Genomic DNA, 15,354 nt, shown 5'->3' with positions numbered 1-15,354 from the left:
GGTATTATTAGCGTTCAACAGTTTCAACATCTCTATTTTCAATGACGTTGAATTTTTCAATGGTAAATCCCTGAGGATTGCTGTCAGATCGTACAGAATTAACCAATGAACAATTAGTGAATAAATTTCTGATGGTAAGATTGCTGGACCTGATTATAAACTGTCTTGCATATGTTTTAACGTCATAAGGGTAAGTATCAAAGTTGGCAACGACACTGTCTACCTCAATTCTCTGCTGGATATTACCGGAAATGATTCTGTTATAGTAGCCTTTTTCCTGAAGGTCTTTATAGTAATTGAATGCGGATTGATCAGCTAAATTGAAAGCCCTTTTTACATTGCTTTCAATAGCATTCTTATCAGGTGATATCGTGAAGAACAATTCATGAAATCGTCTCACATGCTCTCTTGCTTCCACAGGTCTGTTGATCGACATATCTTGTGATAAAGCCACCATTAAAGATTTGCCATTATCCAAAACATATATTTTCTGACGTTGTTCTTCGGCAAATTGGTATGATTTAAATACCACGACCCCTACGACTCCAAAGCACAGCACCGCAAAAACAAACGTAAACAAGCGGATCTGTTTAAAGCTGCTCTCAATATTTCTTAAAGTTTTAAATTCCATAGAACTGTATTTTTATTTTAATAATCTTCCTGAAATATTTCCTGTTGCTGAACCTACTGCTGCTCCTGCAACATTGCCCGACTTCGTAGCAGTCTGGTTAACATTGCGCATGAAATTACCTGCTCCTCCTGCCTGAATCACCCAGCCTGTAACCGTTGGTACGGTAAAATAGCCTATGATGCCAATCACCATATAGATGATGTAAACGGTATTGGAAGTATCAGGAATAAAGCTTGGATCTGCGAGCATTTCGATATCCTGTTCTAAAATTAATGTCTGTATCTTGGCCAGAATGGCACTGAAAACATCAGCAACAGGTAGCCATAGGTAAACACTGATATATCTTGTCAGCCATTGACTTAAAGTGGTCTGAAATCCATCCCAAACGGAGATTGCAAAGGCTATAGGTCCCAAGATGGAAAGGACTATCAGAAAGAAGGTTCTGATGGTGTCAATAACTAAGGCTGCGGATTGGAACAATATTTCAAGAAACTCGCGAAAACCATCTCTGATATCTTTCTTGATGGCAAACATTTCTCTTTCAATATACATTCCGGACATCGTAACCAAATCCGATGGTGACCATCCTAATTCTTCCAACTTTTTGTCAAATTCTTCATTAGAAATAAGGTAAGCCATCTCCGGATTCCTTAGCATCGCTTCTCGTTCTAAAAGATCCTTTTTCTGCTGCAGATCATTCATATCCAGCACCTGATTCTCCAACATGGAATGGCTTCCCTGAACAATCGGGCTCATTACTCCATTAAGGCTTCCTAAAACCAATGTCGAAAAAAACATAATGCAGATGCCTATGGCAAAAGGTCTCAGCATGGGAAACAAATCAACAGGTTCGGCACGGCTCAATGACTGCCAGACTTTTAGTGCTACATAGAATAAAGCTCCCAATCCCGCAACACCTTTGGCTACTGCCGCCATATCAGCGCACATCGGCATCATTTCCTCATAAACGGAACGAAGTACTTCATGTAAGTTGCTCGGTTCCATCTTACCAGTATTTTTGATTAGAGGTTCCGTAAAGATCTAATACCCTTTGGGTGTTGTTCTGTTTTTTTGCTCTGAGATAACTAACCGAAATATTTTTATTGGTGTAGTATCGTACCAGATTATGATACGCTTTGACCTCTTTATAGACTCTGTCAACAACATCCATCCTTTCTTTATCATTCAGAGAAAGACCATTAGAAGTGATGATCTCTTTGAGTTCTTTCAATAGCTCCGTACTCTCGGTTAGAAGCGCAGAATAACCATTGGCAATAGAAGCTAATTCCTGAGCATTAAAGTTGGGATCATTCAGCATTTTACCGAAATTATTCACATACATCTCAGAAACATCACCTACCAAAAGAACAGTCTGCTGAACCTTTCTGGCATCTTTGACCAGATTATTGATGGCTTTCAGCTGGTCATAATACTCTTTACCTTGTTCATATACTTTCTTAACTTCATTGAAGTTCTTAACAACGTTAGATACCGTTGATGAAGTCTGCACGATTTCATTGGCTGAATTCAAAATTCCTGAAGCCAGGTTTGCGGGATCTGTTACGACAAATTGTGCTTTTGTATAGGTTACGGCAGCAAAAAATGCTACCATTAAGGTTTTAATGATTAAATTTTTCATTGTTGTAAATTTTTAAATGATTTAATTTTCTTTTGTATTCGATTTGATTCTCTTAAGAGAAATCCGCTTGATAGCATCTTCGACATTACCATCAAGTTCTGATGCAAGATTCATCACTTCCATTTTCCGTTTCTTCTGTAGTATAGGCCAGATATTCTTCTGTAGATACTTCGGTCGCATAGACTGCTGAGTGCGTTCCACCTAATCCAATCCAAACTTCCTTGTAAAGCCTCCGGGGGTCATTATTCATATTGATAGAAAGAACCTGAGATTTTTCTTTGTCAGTCAATCCCAGCATCGTCTGGATATCATCAAACTTGTTCATGTACTTCCGCTGATCGAGAAGGATCTTACAATCCGAATTATTAATGATACTTTCTTTCACAATAGGTGACTGGATAATATCATCGACTTCCTGAGTCACCACAATGGCTTCACCGAAAAATTTTCTTACCGTTTTGAACAAATACTTGATGTACTCGGCCATCCCCTCTTTGGCAATGGCTTTCCAGGCTTCTTCGATGAGGATCAGTTTTCTGATTCCTTTGAGCCTTCGCATCTTATTGATGAAGACTTCCATTATGATAATGGTCACAATAGGGAACAGAATCTTATGATCTTTAATGGCATCGATTTCAAAGACAATGAAACGCTTGGATAACAAGTCCAGCTGCTTCTCTGAATTGAGCAGATAGTCATACTCCCCTCCTCTATAGTAAGGTTCCAGCACATTGAGAAAGTTGGCAATATCAAAGTCTTTTTCCCTGACTTTCTTTTGCTCCAGTACTTTCTGATAGTCATCTTTAACGTATTCATAGAATCCATTGAAAGAAGGATGCTGGTCATTAATTTTAACCCTTTCGATATATCCGCTGACTGCATTGGATAGGGCCACTTCCTCTGAACGGGTCGGTGGTTCATCATCTCTTTTCCATAGTGTCAGAATCAATGTTTTGATACTTTCCTTTTTTTCGATATCAAAGATTCCGTCATCAGTATAGAATGGATTAAAAGCGATCGGATTATCCTCAGTATAGGTAAAATAGACACCATCCTCTCCTTTCATCTTTCCCCTGATAAGTTCACACAATCCCTGGTAGGAATTTCCGGTATCAACCAATAGCACATGTGCGCCCTGTTCATAATACTGTCTTACCATATGGTTGGTGAAAAAAGATTTTCCGCTTCCTGAAGGACCAAGGATAAACTTATTTCTATTGGTAATGATCCCCTGCTTCATAGGCAGATCTGAAATATCCAGATGAATAGGCTTTCCCGTTAGACGGTCAGCCATTTTGATCCCAAAAGGTGAAGGTGAATCCTGATAGTTGGTTTCCTCTGTGAAAAAACATACAGCAGGTTCGATGAATGTGTAGAAGCTCTCTTCACTTGGAAAATCTGCTGCATTGCCCGGAATTCCAGCCCAATACAAGGTAGCTGTATCCGTCGTATTATGGCGGGGCTTACACTCCATTAAAGCCAAAGCACTTCCCGTATCATTCTTTAACTGCTTGAGCTCAGTAGGATTGTCAGACCATGACATTATATTAAAATGAGCGCGGATAGATTGTAACCCGAAAGAATGTGCTTCATTCAAATACTTCTCAATCCATTCTTTGTTGATCTGATTGGCTCTGCTATACCTTGCCAGAGAATGCATATTCCTTGCAGATTTCAAACTTGCTCAGGTTCTCGTCACTGTTGTCAATGAATAGATATTGATTATAAATGTGATTGCAGCTGAGCAGAAGTCCCACAGGAGAAGCAAATGATAGAAGACAGTCACTGTGGTCTGTGCTTAACTTCTCATAACGGCTGTGTGATGAAACAATACCTGGCAAATCTTCCGTATCTGATAACGTATGCATACTGATACGATTGTTGCCGATTCTCATTTCTTCTGAGCCTAATTTGATGTCCTGCAATGACGGATGGGTTTCACGGGATAGTGTCAGATACTGTTCCAGTAGTCCGGACCTTTCTGAAGTTCCTGATATCTCATCTTCTGTCATTCTTTCCAGATGGATATAACCACTGTCATTCATAATCCGCTCCAGTTGGTCGACTGCTTCCAAAAAACGACTGATGACTTCTTTGTCTTTGATCTCCTTGGGAATGAGCTTTCCTTTACATAGAGATGAAAAGTTGCTCTGCATCCGCATTCTCTCCTTACTGGTTTTAGTAATGAACAGATAGCAGTAATGATTTAAAAAGGGTCTCTCATTGAAATGTCTTTCAAATGATTTTGAAAGAAAACTCTGATCTCCTCTTGAAAGATCAGGATTGTAGTTTTCTTTGATAAACCAGTCCTGCTTATGAACCACAGTAAAATCCGGGAGTGTTTTAATAGCTTTGAACCAAGCGGAATGCATGGCTTCATATTCAGTGGAAGCAACGGTAAACAGCTCAGGAAGTTTAACCTTAAAGCAAACCGTAACATCAGCATCCTTTGAAATGAGACAATCATTTTCAATAGCCAGCAATGGAAATTTACTTTCCAAAGTTGCTGCTTTGGAAGAATTTCTCATACGTCTGTTCTTTTACGGTTAGTTTTCAAATACCTGTAAATACTCTTTCGACTGATGATGTATTTTGGATGCTTCTTGCTTGCTCCTAATTTCATCAGACCGTGCTCACCGTATTTTCCATTCAGTGTAAAGGTTTGCCATATAAGAAGTCCACTGCTGACACCTCCGATAATTAAACACAGATACGTATTAACTCCAGCCATATACATGATCATTAAGGATACGAGTATTCCTAACAATCCGCCTGAAAAAATAAAAAGGTATTGTGCTTTAAGTCCCCTAAATTCTACCGTCCTTCCTATTCCTTTATTTATGTGATAACTATTCATAATCATCATTTTAAAGGAAGAATGAACGAAGGATTGTTGCGGCAACAATTAAGAAAATACATGCTCCGAACCAGCTGGCAGCCGTTTTACTGGTGTCAGGATCTCCACTGCTGAACTTGTTGTAAACTTTTACGCCTCCGATGAGTCCGACGACTGCACCTATGGCGTAAATTAATTGGGTAGCTGGTTCAAAATAAGAAGTGACCATCTGTGTAGCCTCATTGATTCCGGCACTGCCATTACCTTGTGAAAAAGCATACGGAGCAACCAAAATTGCCAGTATTGCATAGATCAGCTTTTTTCTCTTTTTTTCCATTTTGTATACATTTTTTTGTTAATGAGAACCGCACTCTGCAGGACTCAGGAGCAAATGTGCTTTGGAAAAACAGACTTATCGGGAAATCTCAGCTGTGGGAACTGAATGGCTTTTAGTGGCACCTAAATAGTAATATGACCAATTCTACTAAAATTAATTTTTGAACTTCAAAAAATTAATCGTAATATTGCGATATAATTATTCTACGAAATTATGGGAGTAACAAAAACTGACCATTTTACCGATTCACAAAATAAAATTGCTATAATAGCGAAAGCATTAGGACATCCTGCAAGAATTGCTATTATTGAGTATCTGTTGAAAGTAAATACTTGTATTTGTGGTGATATTGTTAACGAATTGCCATTAGCGCAGGCAACGGTTTCTCAACACTTAAAAGAATTAAAGAATGCAGGTCTTATAAAAGGTAACATTGAAGGAACTGCGATTTGCTACTGTATTGATGAAAGTACTTTTGGAGTACTAAAAGATTATTTTTCAAATATAATTCTGACGACTACAAATCAGAAATGCTGTTAAGGCATTTTTTTATGCGAATATATCGTAATATTGCATTTAACCAATAAAAAAAAATTATGAAACTATCTGAAATTAAAGAAATCTTACCAACATTGGATAATGTTGAATTTCAATTAGAAAATGGAACATTTGTTCCTGAGCATTTCCATGTAACAGAAGTAGGAACTGTAACAAAACATTTTATTGATTGTGGCGGAACAATTAGAAATGAAAAAGTAGTAAACTTTCAATTGTGGAATGCTGATGATTTTGAACATCGTCTAAAACCCGCAAAACTTTTAAATATTATTAAGCTATCAGAAGAAAAACTAGGTATTGAAAATGACGAAATTGAAGTTGAGTATCAAAATACTACAATAGGCAAATTTGATTTGGAATTTAATGGGAAAAATTTTGTTCTTAAAAATAAAACAACAGCGTGCTTGGCTCAGGATGCTTGCGGAATTCCAGCTGAAAAACAAAAAGTAAACTTATCTGAACTTTCTAATAATCAAACCTCTTTTTGCACTCCAAATTCAGGTTGTTGCTAAATTCAAATATAGCATGTATCAAAAACTATTAAAAACAATAGAATCACTGACAAATCAAGAAATCAGTGAAGATAGAAAAGCTACGTTAGCACCTTTAGTTGATTTTATTCAAAAAAGGTTTGAAGAACAAAGAGAAGTAACCATTAACTTTATTTGTACCCATAATTCAAGAAGAAGCCATTTGGCACAAGTTGGGCACAAGTTGCAAGCGTTTATTATGATTTGCCGTATGTATCTTGTTATTCAGGAGGTACGGAAGAAACAGCCATGTTTCCCAAAGTTGTAGAGACTTTGCAAGAACAGGGGCTTTTTATCAATAAAATTTCTGATACAGAAAATCCTGTATACGCTATCAAGTATGATGAAGATAAACACCCAATTATTGGTTTTTCTAAGAGATATGACAGTTCATTTAATCCTACCCATGGGTTTGTTGCGATTATGACCTGTTCTCAGGCAGATGGAGGATGTCCTTTTATTGCAGGGGCAGATAAACGCATTCCAATAACTTTTGAAGACCCTAAAATTTCGGATAATACGCCTGAACAAACGGCGGTTTACAATGAAAGAAGTTTACAGATTGGTTCAGAAATGTTCTTTGTCTTTTCACAGATAAAAAAATAAGAATTGATTAAACAAACGTAATGCAACCAAAATTAAAATTTCTTGATAGATTCCTTACTTTATGGATATTCTTGGCTATGTTTTTAGGAATAGGTTTAGGATACTTCTTTCCTAGTATTTCTAATATTACCAATTCCTTATCTATCGGAACAACAAATATTCCATTGGCAATTGGCTTAATCATTATGATGTACCCACCTTTAGCAAAGGTTGACTATTCATTGTTGCCTAAAGTTTTTCAAGACAAAAAGGCAATTGGAATTTCGCTGTTGCTTAATTGGATTATTGGTCCAGTTTTAATGTTCTTATTAGCAATTATTTTCCTGAGAGATGAACCCAATTACATGATTGGCTTAATTCTTATTGGTTTAGCGAGATGCATTGCAATGGTACTTGTATGGAATGATTTTGCAAAAGGTAATCGTGAGTATGGAGCATTGTTAGTAGCCTTAAATAGTATATTTCAAGTGTTAAGTTACAGTCTTATGGTTTGGCTCTTTATCAATGTTTTACCTGAAAAATTAGGTTTGGCTAATTTTAATGTGACTGTATCAATGAGAGACGTTACTGAAAGTGTTTTGATATATCTAGGGATTCCTTTTCTAGCAGGCTTTTTGAGCCGTTACTTATTAATCAAATCTAAAGGCTTAGAATGGTATAATAGAAAGTTTATTCCTAAAATATCTCCGTTGACTTTATATGCACTACTATTTACGATTGTACTCATGTTTAGTCTCAAAGGAGATAAGATTTTAGAATTACCATTAGACGTTTTAAAAGTGGCTGTACCGTTAATAGTGTACTTTATACTGATGTTCTTTGTGAGCTTCTTTATCAATAAATCATTTGACATTCCTTATGATAAAAATGCTTCGATAGCTTTTACAGCAACAGGAAATAATTTTGAATTAGCTATTGCTGTAGCTATTGCTATTTTTGGAATCTACTCTGAACAGGCATTTGTCGGCGTAATCGGACCTTTGGTAGAAGTACCAGTTTTAATATTGCTTGTTAGAATAAGTTTATGGCTAAAGAAAAAGGTTTATACTTAACACGAACATTAATATAGAAGAAAGGGAGTTTATCTATACAAACTCCCCTATATCGAAACCATCTACAGAATTATTATGCTTATAAGGAATGGCCTTGTCATTATTCGAAATACTCTCGTTTAATAAACTGGCAATTCTTTTTGAAGCATCTCCTAAAGAGTTCTCTAAAAGATCAAAAAGCTCGGTTCCTTGAATTTTTTGAATAATGTTGACTGCTTGTTGTTCTAAGTCAGGTTTCAGTACGTCTTGTTGAAGCAACTGACCCACAGTACTCAATTCCTGAAAGGTAACCCCTGTAGCAAACCCGCCTTCAATAGTAGAGTTCTCATATTTCCAATCTTCATTCTCCTGCTCCCATTCATCATTTTTGACTAGAATATCATCCAGATTTTTAGTCTGACCCATAGTGTCAAATTCGGCTTCTCTGGTTTCTGATTCAAAAATATATTCTGCTTGTAAAATAGATTCATTTTGTCTCCCATTCGTATCGATTGGCGATGCTTGTCTTTCTCTTTGTTTTGTATCACCCATAATAGATGGTAGATTCTTAGTTTTAGTAACATTATCTTTTCCACGGATATTGATTGAAAATTTTTTGTTAACAAGAACTAAAACAAGAATCATTAATAAACCTATGATGATAATTTGTTCCATAGGATGATCGATTAAAAGATGGGACGGTACTTGTTATTGAAATCATCAGTGATTTCCTTTTCAAACATTTCAAAATGATAAGCCAGTATATTATCCAGATAAGCATATAGAGGAATCTGGTCAGCGGCAATGATTTGAATAATGCGTGAGAGGCGCTCGTGATATTCAGGACGGATATAAATACTTTTATCACCACGCTTAGTCATTTTATGATGCGTAAGAAACTGCTCCCTATAAGTTATATCATTATTTTTCTGACTCTTCAGCTTATTTTTTGTTACAGCTTTCTCTTTATGGGGATCTGCATTTTGTACAGGAACTTCTTTCTTGGGACTTCCTGCTATAATGGACATCAGATATTGTTCATCGATACCGTGATCTTTACTGTTATTATCGTGTTCCATACTTTTATAGTTTTACAATTCTTAAAAATTCTTCTATAAATTGATCGAGCCTGCATTGAGCTAATAACTTAGGATCTGCAGGCAGTAAAGTCGATCGGAAAACAGTCTTTGTAATGGTTTCCCCCTCCTTTCGAAATCTTTTACTGTCTGTAATGGTTGTTTCCATAAGCGGCAATCCTAAATCTGAAATCACTTTACTGTAGTTTTTGTAGAGCAACGTCCGTTCTCTTCCATCCACTTGATTCCAGAAAAGATGGACTGCCCGAATTCCCGTTTGAGTTTCTTTCATCAATACATTGGTTAGAACATCGGTGAAACTTAACGTACTTTCCAGCACAACACGATCCGCAGTAATGGGAGAAAAAATATAATGGACTTTCGTCAAAGCTTTTAGAATACCAGCGGTATTCACAGTTCCCGGTAGATCTAAAAATATAAAATCAGGAATTGTTTCGGAGCCATCAACATAAGCATCTATATCTTCTAAAACTTGGTCGGCTCTACTCTGGAAAATGGGATACGCTTTTTTATTAATACTCGTAAATTGTTTGTGAGCCATCTTTTTTAAAATCTCATTCTGCATCACCATTTTTAAATCCCGCTCTCTCATCTGCAGTAAACTGTACTGCGGAAAGTCACAATCAAAGACAGCAACCTGATATCCCATCCGATAATGAAGGATGCTTGCCATTAATGTTGTAAATGTGCTTTTTCCTACGCCTCCCTTTTGAGTGGAAAAGCAATAATTGTGGGTTGTTTTTTTGTTTTCATTATATTAAATTTTAGTTAATCCAAAGTTGAAAGACTGAAGGACAGCAAGCCTTCAAAACATCATAAAATCAAGCATGATATTTCGCCATCACGAATGTTGGCTATGATCCCTGAAAGCTGTAATGGCTTGTAGCATTAGTTAGTGAATCTCATCCATCTTGCAATCCTGATAGATTGAATTTCTAACTTCTATCTGTCAAAAATGATATCCAGACAGCTGACATTCCTGATGGCAAGAATGCAGGATTTCCAGAGTTAAAGGATTCTATCGGATTTGCAGTTAGTCCCGCCCTCCATCTAATGCAAATGAAAAAGATTTATATTTCAGTGCTTATCTAATGGTAATTCTTGGCAGTACACTTCCTTCTTTGGCTTTGTTTACTATACTGTTTCTCTAATGGATTGTGGTTTACTTTGTTTCAGAAGATTGAAGAGTTTTTTGAAGTGTCTGAATAGTATAATGCTATAAATCTATTCTATTCAAGATATTTCCTTTCACCCGAAAGGGGCAAGTTATGTTTTGAGTGCCTCATAACTTTTTTCGTGCCTCAAAACAACTTGCCCTGGCTGGGGCTTTAAAAACCACTCCAAAGTCGTGATTTTGATATTATTAAATTGAACATTATGAACGAAAATAAAAACAATAAAGGTGGACGTAAGCCAAAGCTAAACCCGAGTAAAAATAGATATGTATTTAGACTTACGGATGAAGAAAATAGCGGTTTTCTAAAATTATTTGAATCTTCAGGCATGAGCAACAAAGCAAAATTTATTACAACAATTTTGCTTCAGAGAGAATTAAAAATTGTCAAAGTGGATGTTTCAACAATGGATTATCATACTCAACTCACTAAATTCTTTTACCAGTTTCAATCGATTGGAAACAATTATAATCAGATTGTAAAAATTTTATATCGAAATTTTACGGAGAAAAAAGCTTCTTTCTATCTTTTTAAACTGGAAAATCATACCAAGGATCTAGCTGTAATTTGTAAACAGGTGATAGAACTCACGAAAGAATTTGATCAAAACCATATTCAAAAAACTACTGATAAATGATCGCAAAAATTGGAAAAGGTGAAAATCTTTGGGGTGCCCTTTCATACAATCAGCAAAAAGTCGACAACGAAAATGGAACGGTTTTATTCACTAATAAGATTCCCGATTTGTGGGATCGATTTTATTCGGTTAAATTTTTCCATCAGTATTTTGAACCCTACTTGATTGCCAATAACAAAACTGAAAAACCGGTAAGACATATTTCCCTTAATCCTGACCCCAACGATAAGGTTGATGACAAAGATTATAGAGAAATGGCTCAGCAATATATGCAGGAAATGGGGTATGGGAACCAACCCTATGTCGTTTTTAAACATACGGATATTGATAGAACTCACATTCATATCGTCACCACCTGTGTACAGATCGATGGGAAGAAAATATCAGATCGCTATGATCACCCGCGATCAATGGAAGCCTGCAGAAAACTGGAAAAACAATATAACCTGAAAGTCGCTGGTGAGAACAGAAATTTAAATCAAAGCTCTATTTTTAAACCTGTAGATTATACTAAGGGGAATATCAAAACACAATTATCATCCGTAATAAGGTATATCCCTAAAACCTATGGCTTTCAAAGTATGGGTGCTTATAATGCTTTACTCTCTCAATTCAATATTTCAAGTGAAGAGGTTAGCGGAGAACTGCATGGAAAGAAGAGAAAGGGAATCGTCTATTTTGCAACGGATCAAAATGGAAAAAAGGTAAGCAATCCTTTTAAATCATCCCTTTTTGGTAAACATGCAGGGGTAGAAAATATTCAGGTGCTCATTGAAAAATCTAGACTAAAAATGAAAAATGATCCTTCAAAACATATTCTTAAAAGAACGGTAGAAACTGCACTGAGCACGAGTAAATCGGAAGCTTCTTTTAAAACTCAACTTTTGGAACAGGGAATTGCTACAGTTATTAGAAAAAATAATCAGGGAAGAATATATGGAATTACATTCATAGACCATAACTCGAAATTAGTCTGGAATGGCTCCCAGCTGAGTAAAGAACTATCTGCCAACTCATTCAATATACTGTGGAATGAGTTAGAAATAAAGCGTGAAACAAAATCTGATCATAACGATCACTTTAATTTATCTCAGGAAATATGCACAAAACAATTTCTTACGGATAGTATCAGCGGAGTTTTTGACGGATTCTTTTCCAGCTTACTGTCGTCAGATACAAATACGGATCAGGAGGAACAAATTTTTGCATCTCAAATGAAAAAGCGCCAAAGAAAAAGAAGATAAAAATAATCTTCTATTGCACAAGCTGTCTTATTAATATACTAAGAGAGCCAAAGTCAGACAACTTATTCTTGCAACGACGCATTTACAGTTGAGAATATGTAATCCTGTATTTATGCTTCTAAAATGTAATATGCAGGGTGAAGACGATTTAAGAGGACTTGCCAAAATCATGGCGTTTATGCGAGCGGTAAGCATTATTCTAGTAATAATACACTTCTATTGGTTTTGTTACGGATTTTTTGCAAAGCAACAATGGACGCTGGAACTCATCAATAAAATACTTTATAATTTTAATAAGACAGCAGGCCTTTTTTCTCATCCTATATATTCTAAGCTGTTTGCAGCTGTTTTACTGGCTTTGAGTTGCCTCGGAACAAAGGGAGTCAAAAATGTAAAGATCACTTGGAAAAAAATTAGTATTGTTTTTTCTATCGGTTTTGTCTTATTCTTTTTAAACGCAATCCTTTTACAATCTGCCAGCAGTTTTACTCCTGTACTTTATATCCTAACAACTGGATCCGGATATATTCTCCTAATGCAGGCAGGGGTTTGGATAAGCCGTCTTCTGAAGCATAACTTAATGACTGACGTTTTTAACAGTGAGAATGAAAGTTTTCAGCAGGAAACCCAATTACTCTATAATGAATACTCCGTTAATCTTCCCACAAAATTCTATTATCAGGGAAACTGGCATCAGGGATGGATTAATGTAGTCAATCCGTTTCGTGCGACCATTGTTTTAGGAACACCAGGCTCAGGAAAATCATACGCCATTGTCAACAACTATATCAGACAGCATATCGAAAAAGGATTTTCGATGTACATCTACGATTTTAAATTCGATGACTTGTCAACCATTGCATATAATCATCTTTTAAATCATTCCGATGCTTATACAACAAAGCCGAAATTCTATATCATCAATTTTGACGACCCCAGAAAAAGCCATCGGTGTAACCCCTTACATCCCAGTTTTATGACAGATATATCAGATGCATATGAAGCTGCCTACACCATTATGCTGAATCTTAACAGAAGCTGGATCCAGAAACAGGGGGACTTCTTTGTCGAAAGTCCCATTATATTGTTAGCGGCAATCATATGGTTTCTTAAAATTTATGAAAACGGCAGATACTGCACTTTTCCACACGCTATTGAACTGCTAAACAAGAAATATGAAGAGGTATTTACGATATTAACATCCTATTCCGAGTTAGAGAACTACCTCTCTCCTTTTATGGATGCATGGCAAGGAGGTGCCCAGGATCAGCTACAGGGACAAATCGCATCGGCAAAGATTCCTTTGTCTAGAATGATCTCACCACAATTATATTGGGTAATGACCGGAGACGATTTTTCTTTGGATATCAATAATCCCAATGAACCTAAAATATTATGCGTAGGTAATAATCCTGACCGTCAGAATATCTATTCTGCTGCTCTGGGATTATATAATTCAAGAATTGTTAAGCTGATTAATAAAAAAGGACAGTTAAAAAGTTCTGTCATTATCGACGAGCTTCCCACTATTTATTTCAGAGGCTTGGATAATTTAATTGCTACTGCAAGAAGTAATAAAGTTTCTGTATGTCTTGGGTTTCAGGATTTTTCCCAGCTGACAAGAGATTATGGAGACAAGGAAAGCAAAGTGATTCAGAATACGGTCGGCAATATTTTCAGCGGTCAGGTAGTTGGAGAAACAGCAAAAACCTTATCTGAACGCTTTGGAAAAGTGCTGCAAAAAAGACAAAGTATATCTATCAACAGGAATGATACCTCTACCTCCTTCTCTACCCAATTAGACAGTTTGATTCCAGCTTCGAAAATTTCTACCTTGACCCAGGGATTTTTTGTTGGTGCAGTATCTGATAACTTTGACGAAAGGATAGAACAGAAGATTTTTCATTCAGAGATTGTTGTGGATACTGCCAAGCTTTCTCAAGAAATTCAAAACGTTCAGAAAATACCGCTGATTCGATCCTTTATTGATAAGGACGGAAATGATTCGATGACCAAACAGATCCAAGATAATTACAAAGAAATTAAGGCTGATATTCTTAACATCATCACGAATGAAATGGATCGAATAAAAAATGATCCTGATTTGCAATATTTAATAAAAAATGATTAAAATAGAAACCTCAAATACAGTAGATTTGAGGTTTAATTTGATATTCAGTTATTCAGCTTCATGAGTCATAAAATGCTGGTTGAGATTGTCCCCGACCAGTTGAATGAATTTGGTAGGTCCCTGTTTCCTGGTTCGGATTTCAAAGACTGTTTTATGAAAATTGCCGAGATCGCAATCCAATGACTTTTCAACAAATTTTATGACTTCACTTAATTCTATATTGCCCCCATTAAAGCAACGCATCTGGTAAAGGGCATAGATCAGTTCTATAAGACCGACCTTTGATCCCGACCAGCTCAAAGGAGAAAGTAGTTTTGATACTGTATCTTCATTAGAACCTTCAATCTGCCTTTTTAAATATTGATCAAATTGCTGATTGGAAATAAATCTGGCGATCATATGATCGTGTGATGTCGTAAAATTGGGATCGTAGTTGTAAAAACCTGATGATAGCTTCATTTTCAAATCATATGAATTACGGATAAATATCTTATGGTCGAGATAAGTCGCCTCACGTTTATAATAGCTGTAGAATTCGGAATGTTCCAAATAAAAGTTTTTTAACTCTTCCTGCTCTGCCTCATAATATTTTTTTAAAGTTTTATTTCCTGCAGCCGGCTTATGGGCCTCAATATCCAGTACCGAAGAGTAATAGATAAATTTTGAAATAAACTGTGGTTTTAGCTTCTTAAAAAAAAATACTTCCTCGGCAATATGATCAAAGTGATGGTTGGAAACCAGAAGCTTCAATTTTCTTATAGACTCGTCAATGATGAGTAAAGCCTTTTCAGAAATTTTGATCATATCATTCCCATCTGCGTAGACTTCGTTAATCTTTACATCCAGATCTTCCAATAACTGTGAAGTTCTTTTAAAAATAGTTTTTGTTACCATGTCCTTTT

Annotated in this window: 15 protein-coding genes and 2 pseudogenes; 7 read left to right on the top strand and 10 right to left on the bottom strand. The window is 36.1% G+C overall.

What is annotated here, in order from left to right; genetic code table 11:
- Positions 1 to 7: 7 nt before the first annotated feature.
- From traK to QWZ06_RS09815, 6 genes and pseudogenes are all read right to left on the bottom strand, one after another.
- Complete coding sequence (gene traK / locus QWZ06_RS09840; RefSeq protein WP_290297615.1) at positions 8 to 631, bottom strand: conjugative transposon protein TraK; 624 nt, start codon at positions 629 to 631, stop codon at positions 8 to 10.
- 12 nt (positions 632 to 643) lie between these two features.
- The gene (gene traJ / locus QWZ06_RS09835; protein ID WP_290297614.1) at positions 644 to 1,636 is read right to left on the bottom strand and encodes a conjugative transposon protein TraJ; all 993 of its coding nucleotides are present in this window, start codon (positions 1,634 to 1,636) and stop codon (positions 644 to 646) included.
- A 1-nt stretch (position 1,637) separates the two neighbouring features.
- A complete protein-coding gene (locus tag QWZ06_RS09830) occupies positions 1,638 to 2,270 on the bottom strand; it encodes a DUF4141 domain-containing protein (protein ID WP_149385572.1) in 633 nt (210 codons plus the stop codon).
- Positions 2,271 to 2,291: 21 nt separating this feature from the next.
- A pseudogene (locus tag QWZ06_RS09825) lies at positions 2,292 to 4,798 on the bottom strand (TraG family conjugative transposon ATPase).
- Positions 4,795 to 5,127 (bottom strand): DUF4133 domain-containing protein, encoded by a 333-nt coding sequence (locus tag QWZ06_RS09820; RefSeq protein WP_290297613.1) that lies wholly within the window; start codon positions 5,125 to 5,127, stop codon positions 4,795 to 4,797. The pseudogene QWZ06_RS09825 and the gene QWZ06_RS09820 overlap by 4 nt, the downstream one beginning before the upstream one ends.
- Before the next feature lie 10 nt (positions 5,128 to 5,137).
- Positions 5,138 to 5,443 carry a DUF4134 domain-containing protein gene (locus tag QWZ06_RS09815; protein ID WP_290297611.1) on the bottom strand — a complete coding sequence of 102 codons (306 nt, stop codon included), beginning with the start codon at positions 5,441 to 5,443 and terminating at the stop codon, positions 5,138 to 5,140.
- Positions 5,444 to 5,656: 213 nt separating this feature from the next.
- Here QWZ06_RS09815 and QWZ06_RS09810 point away from each other — a divergent pair, with 213 nt between their 5' ends.
- The 4 genes and pseudogenes from QWZ06_RS09810 (at position 5,657) to arsB (ending at position 8,189) form a co-directional block, all read left to right on the top strand.
- Entirely contained in the window at positions 5,657 to 5,983 is a 327-nt protein-coding gene (locus QWZ06_RS09810) for an ArsR/SmtB family transcription factor (protein ID WP_290297610.1), read from the top strand.
- 56 nt (positions 5,984 to 6,039) lie between these two features.
- Positions 6,040 to 6,513 carry a DUF6428 family protein gene (locus QWZ06_RS09805; protein WP_290297609.1) on the top strand — a complete coding sequence of 158 codons (474 nt, stop codon included), beginning with the start codon at positions 6,040 to 6,042 and terminating at the stop codon, positions 6,511 to 6,513.
- A gap of 13 nt (positions 6,514 to 6,526) precedes the next feature.
- Positions 6,527 to 7,137 (top strand): annotated as a pseudogene (locus QWZ06_RS09800) (arsenate-mycothiol transferase ArsC).
- A 20-nt stretch (positions 7,138 to 7,157) separates the two neighbouring features.
- Positions 7,158 to 8,189: an ACR3 family arsenite efflux transporter gene (arsB, locus tag QWZ06_RS09795; protein ID WP_290297607.1), complete on the top strand. Its 1,032-nt coding sequence runs from the start codon at positions 7,158 to 7,160 to the stop codon at positions 8,187 to 8,189.
- A 33-nt stretch (positions 8,190 to 8,222) separates the two neighbouring features.
- Here the strand turns inward: arsB and QWZ06_RS09790 are convergent, their stop codons facing one another.
- Genes QWZ06_RS09790 through QWZ06_RS09780 form a run of 3 tightly spaced genes read right to left on the bottom strand, consistent with a single transcriptional unit; the run spans position 8,223 to position 9,938 of the window.
- Positions 8,223 to 8,843, bottom strand: coding sequence for a hypothetical protein (locus QWZ06_RS09790; RefSeq protein ID WP_290297604.1), 621 nt, complete (start codon positions 8,841 to 8,843; stop codon positions 8,223 to 8,225).
- Positions 8,844 to 8,854: 11 nt separating this feature from the next.
- Positions 8,855 to 9,247 (bottom strand): DUF3408 domain-containing protein, encoded by a 393-nt coding sequence (locus tag QWZ06_RS09785; RefSeq protein WP_290297603.1) that lies wholly within the window; start codon positions 9,245 to 9,247, stop codon positions 8,855 to 8,857.
- Positions 9,248 to 9,251: 4 nt separating this feature from the next.
- A complete protein-coding gene (locus QWZ06_RS09780) occupies positions 9,252 to 9,938 on the bottom strand; it encodes a ParA family protein (protein WP_290297601.1) in 687 nt (228 codons plus the stop codon).
- A 704-nt stretch (positions 9,939 to 10,642) separates the two neighbouring features.
- Here QWZ06_RS09780 and mobA point away from each other — a divergent pair.
- The 3 genes from mobA (at position 10,643) to mobC (ending at position 14,452) form a co-directional block, all read left to right on the top strand.
- Complete coding sequence (gene mobA, locus QWZ06_RS09775; protein ID WP_290297598.1) at positions 10,643 to 11,077, top strand: conjugal transfer protein MobA; 435 nt, start codon at positions 10,643 to 10,645, stop codon at positions 11,075 to 11,077.
- The gene (mobB, locus tag QWZ06_RS09770) at positions 11,074 to 12,321 is read left to right on the top strand and encodes a conjugal transfer protein MobB (RefSeq protein WP_290297596.1); all 1,248 of its coding nucleotides are present in this window, start codon (positions 11,074 to 11,076) and stop codon (positions 12,319 to 12,321) included. The genes mobA and mobB overlap by 4 nt, the downstream gene beginning before the upstream one ends.
- A 130-nt stretch (positions 12,322 to 12,451) precedes the next feature.
- Positions 12,452 to 14,452, top strand: coding sequence for a conjugal transfer protein MobC (gene mobC, locus QWZ06_RS09765; protein WP_290297593.1), 2,001 nt, complete (start codon positions 12,452 to 12,454; stop codon positions 14,450 to 14,452).
- Between the two features lie 48 nt (positions 14,453 to 14,500).
- Here mobC and QWZ06_RS09760 read toward each other — a convergent pair whose 3' ends face one another.
- Complete coding sequence (locus tag QWZ06_RS09760) at positions 14,501 to 15,346, bottom strand: RteC domain-containing protein (RefSeq protein WP_290297591.1); 846 nt, start codon at positions 15,344 to 15,346, stop codon at positions 14,501 to 14,503.
- Positions 15,347 to 15,354 lie beyond the last annotated feature (8 nt).

Source organism: Chryseobacterium tructae (assembly GCF_030409875.1).
Classification (GTDB): domain Bacteria; phylum Bacteroidota; class Bacteroidia; order Flavobacteriales; family Weeksellaceae; genus Chryseobacterium; species Chryseobacterium tructae.
This window is presented reverse-complemented; position numbering and strand designations above follow the sequence as displayed.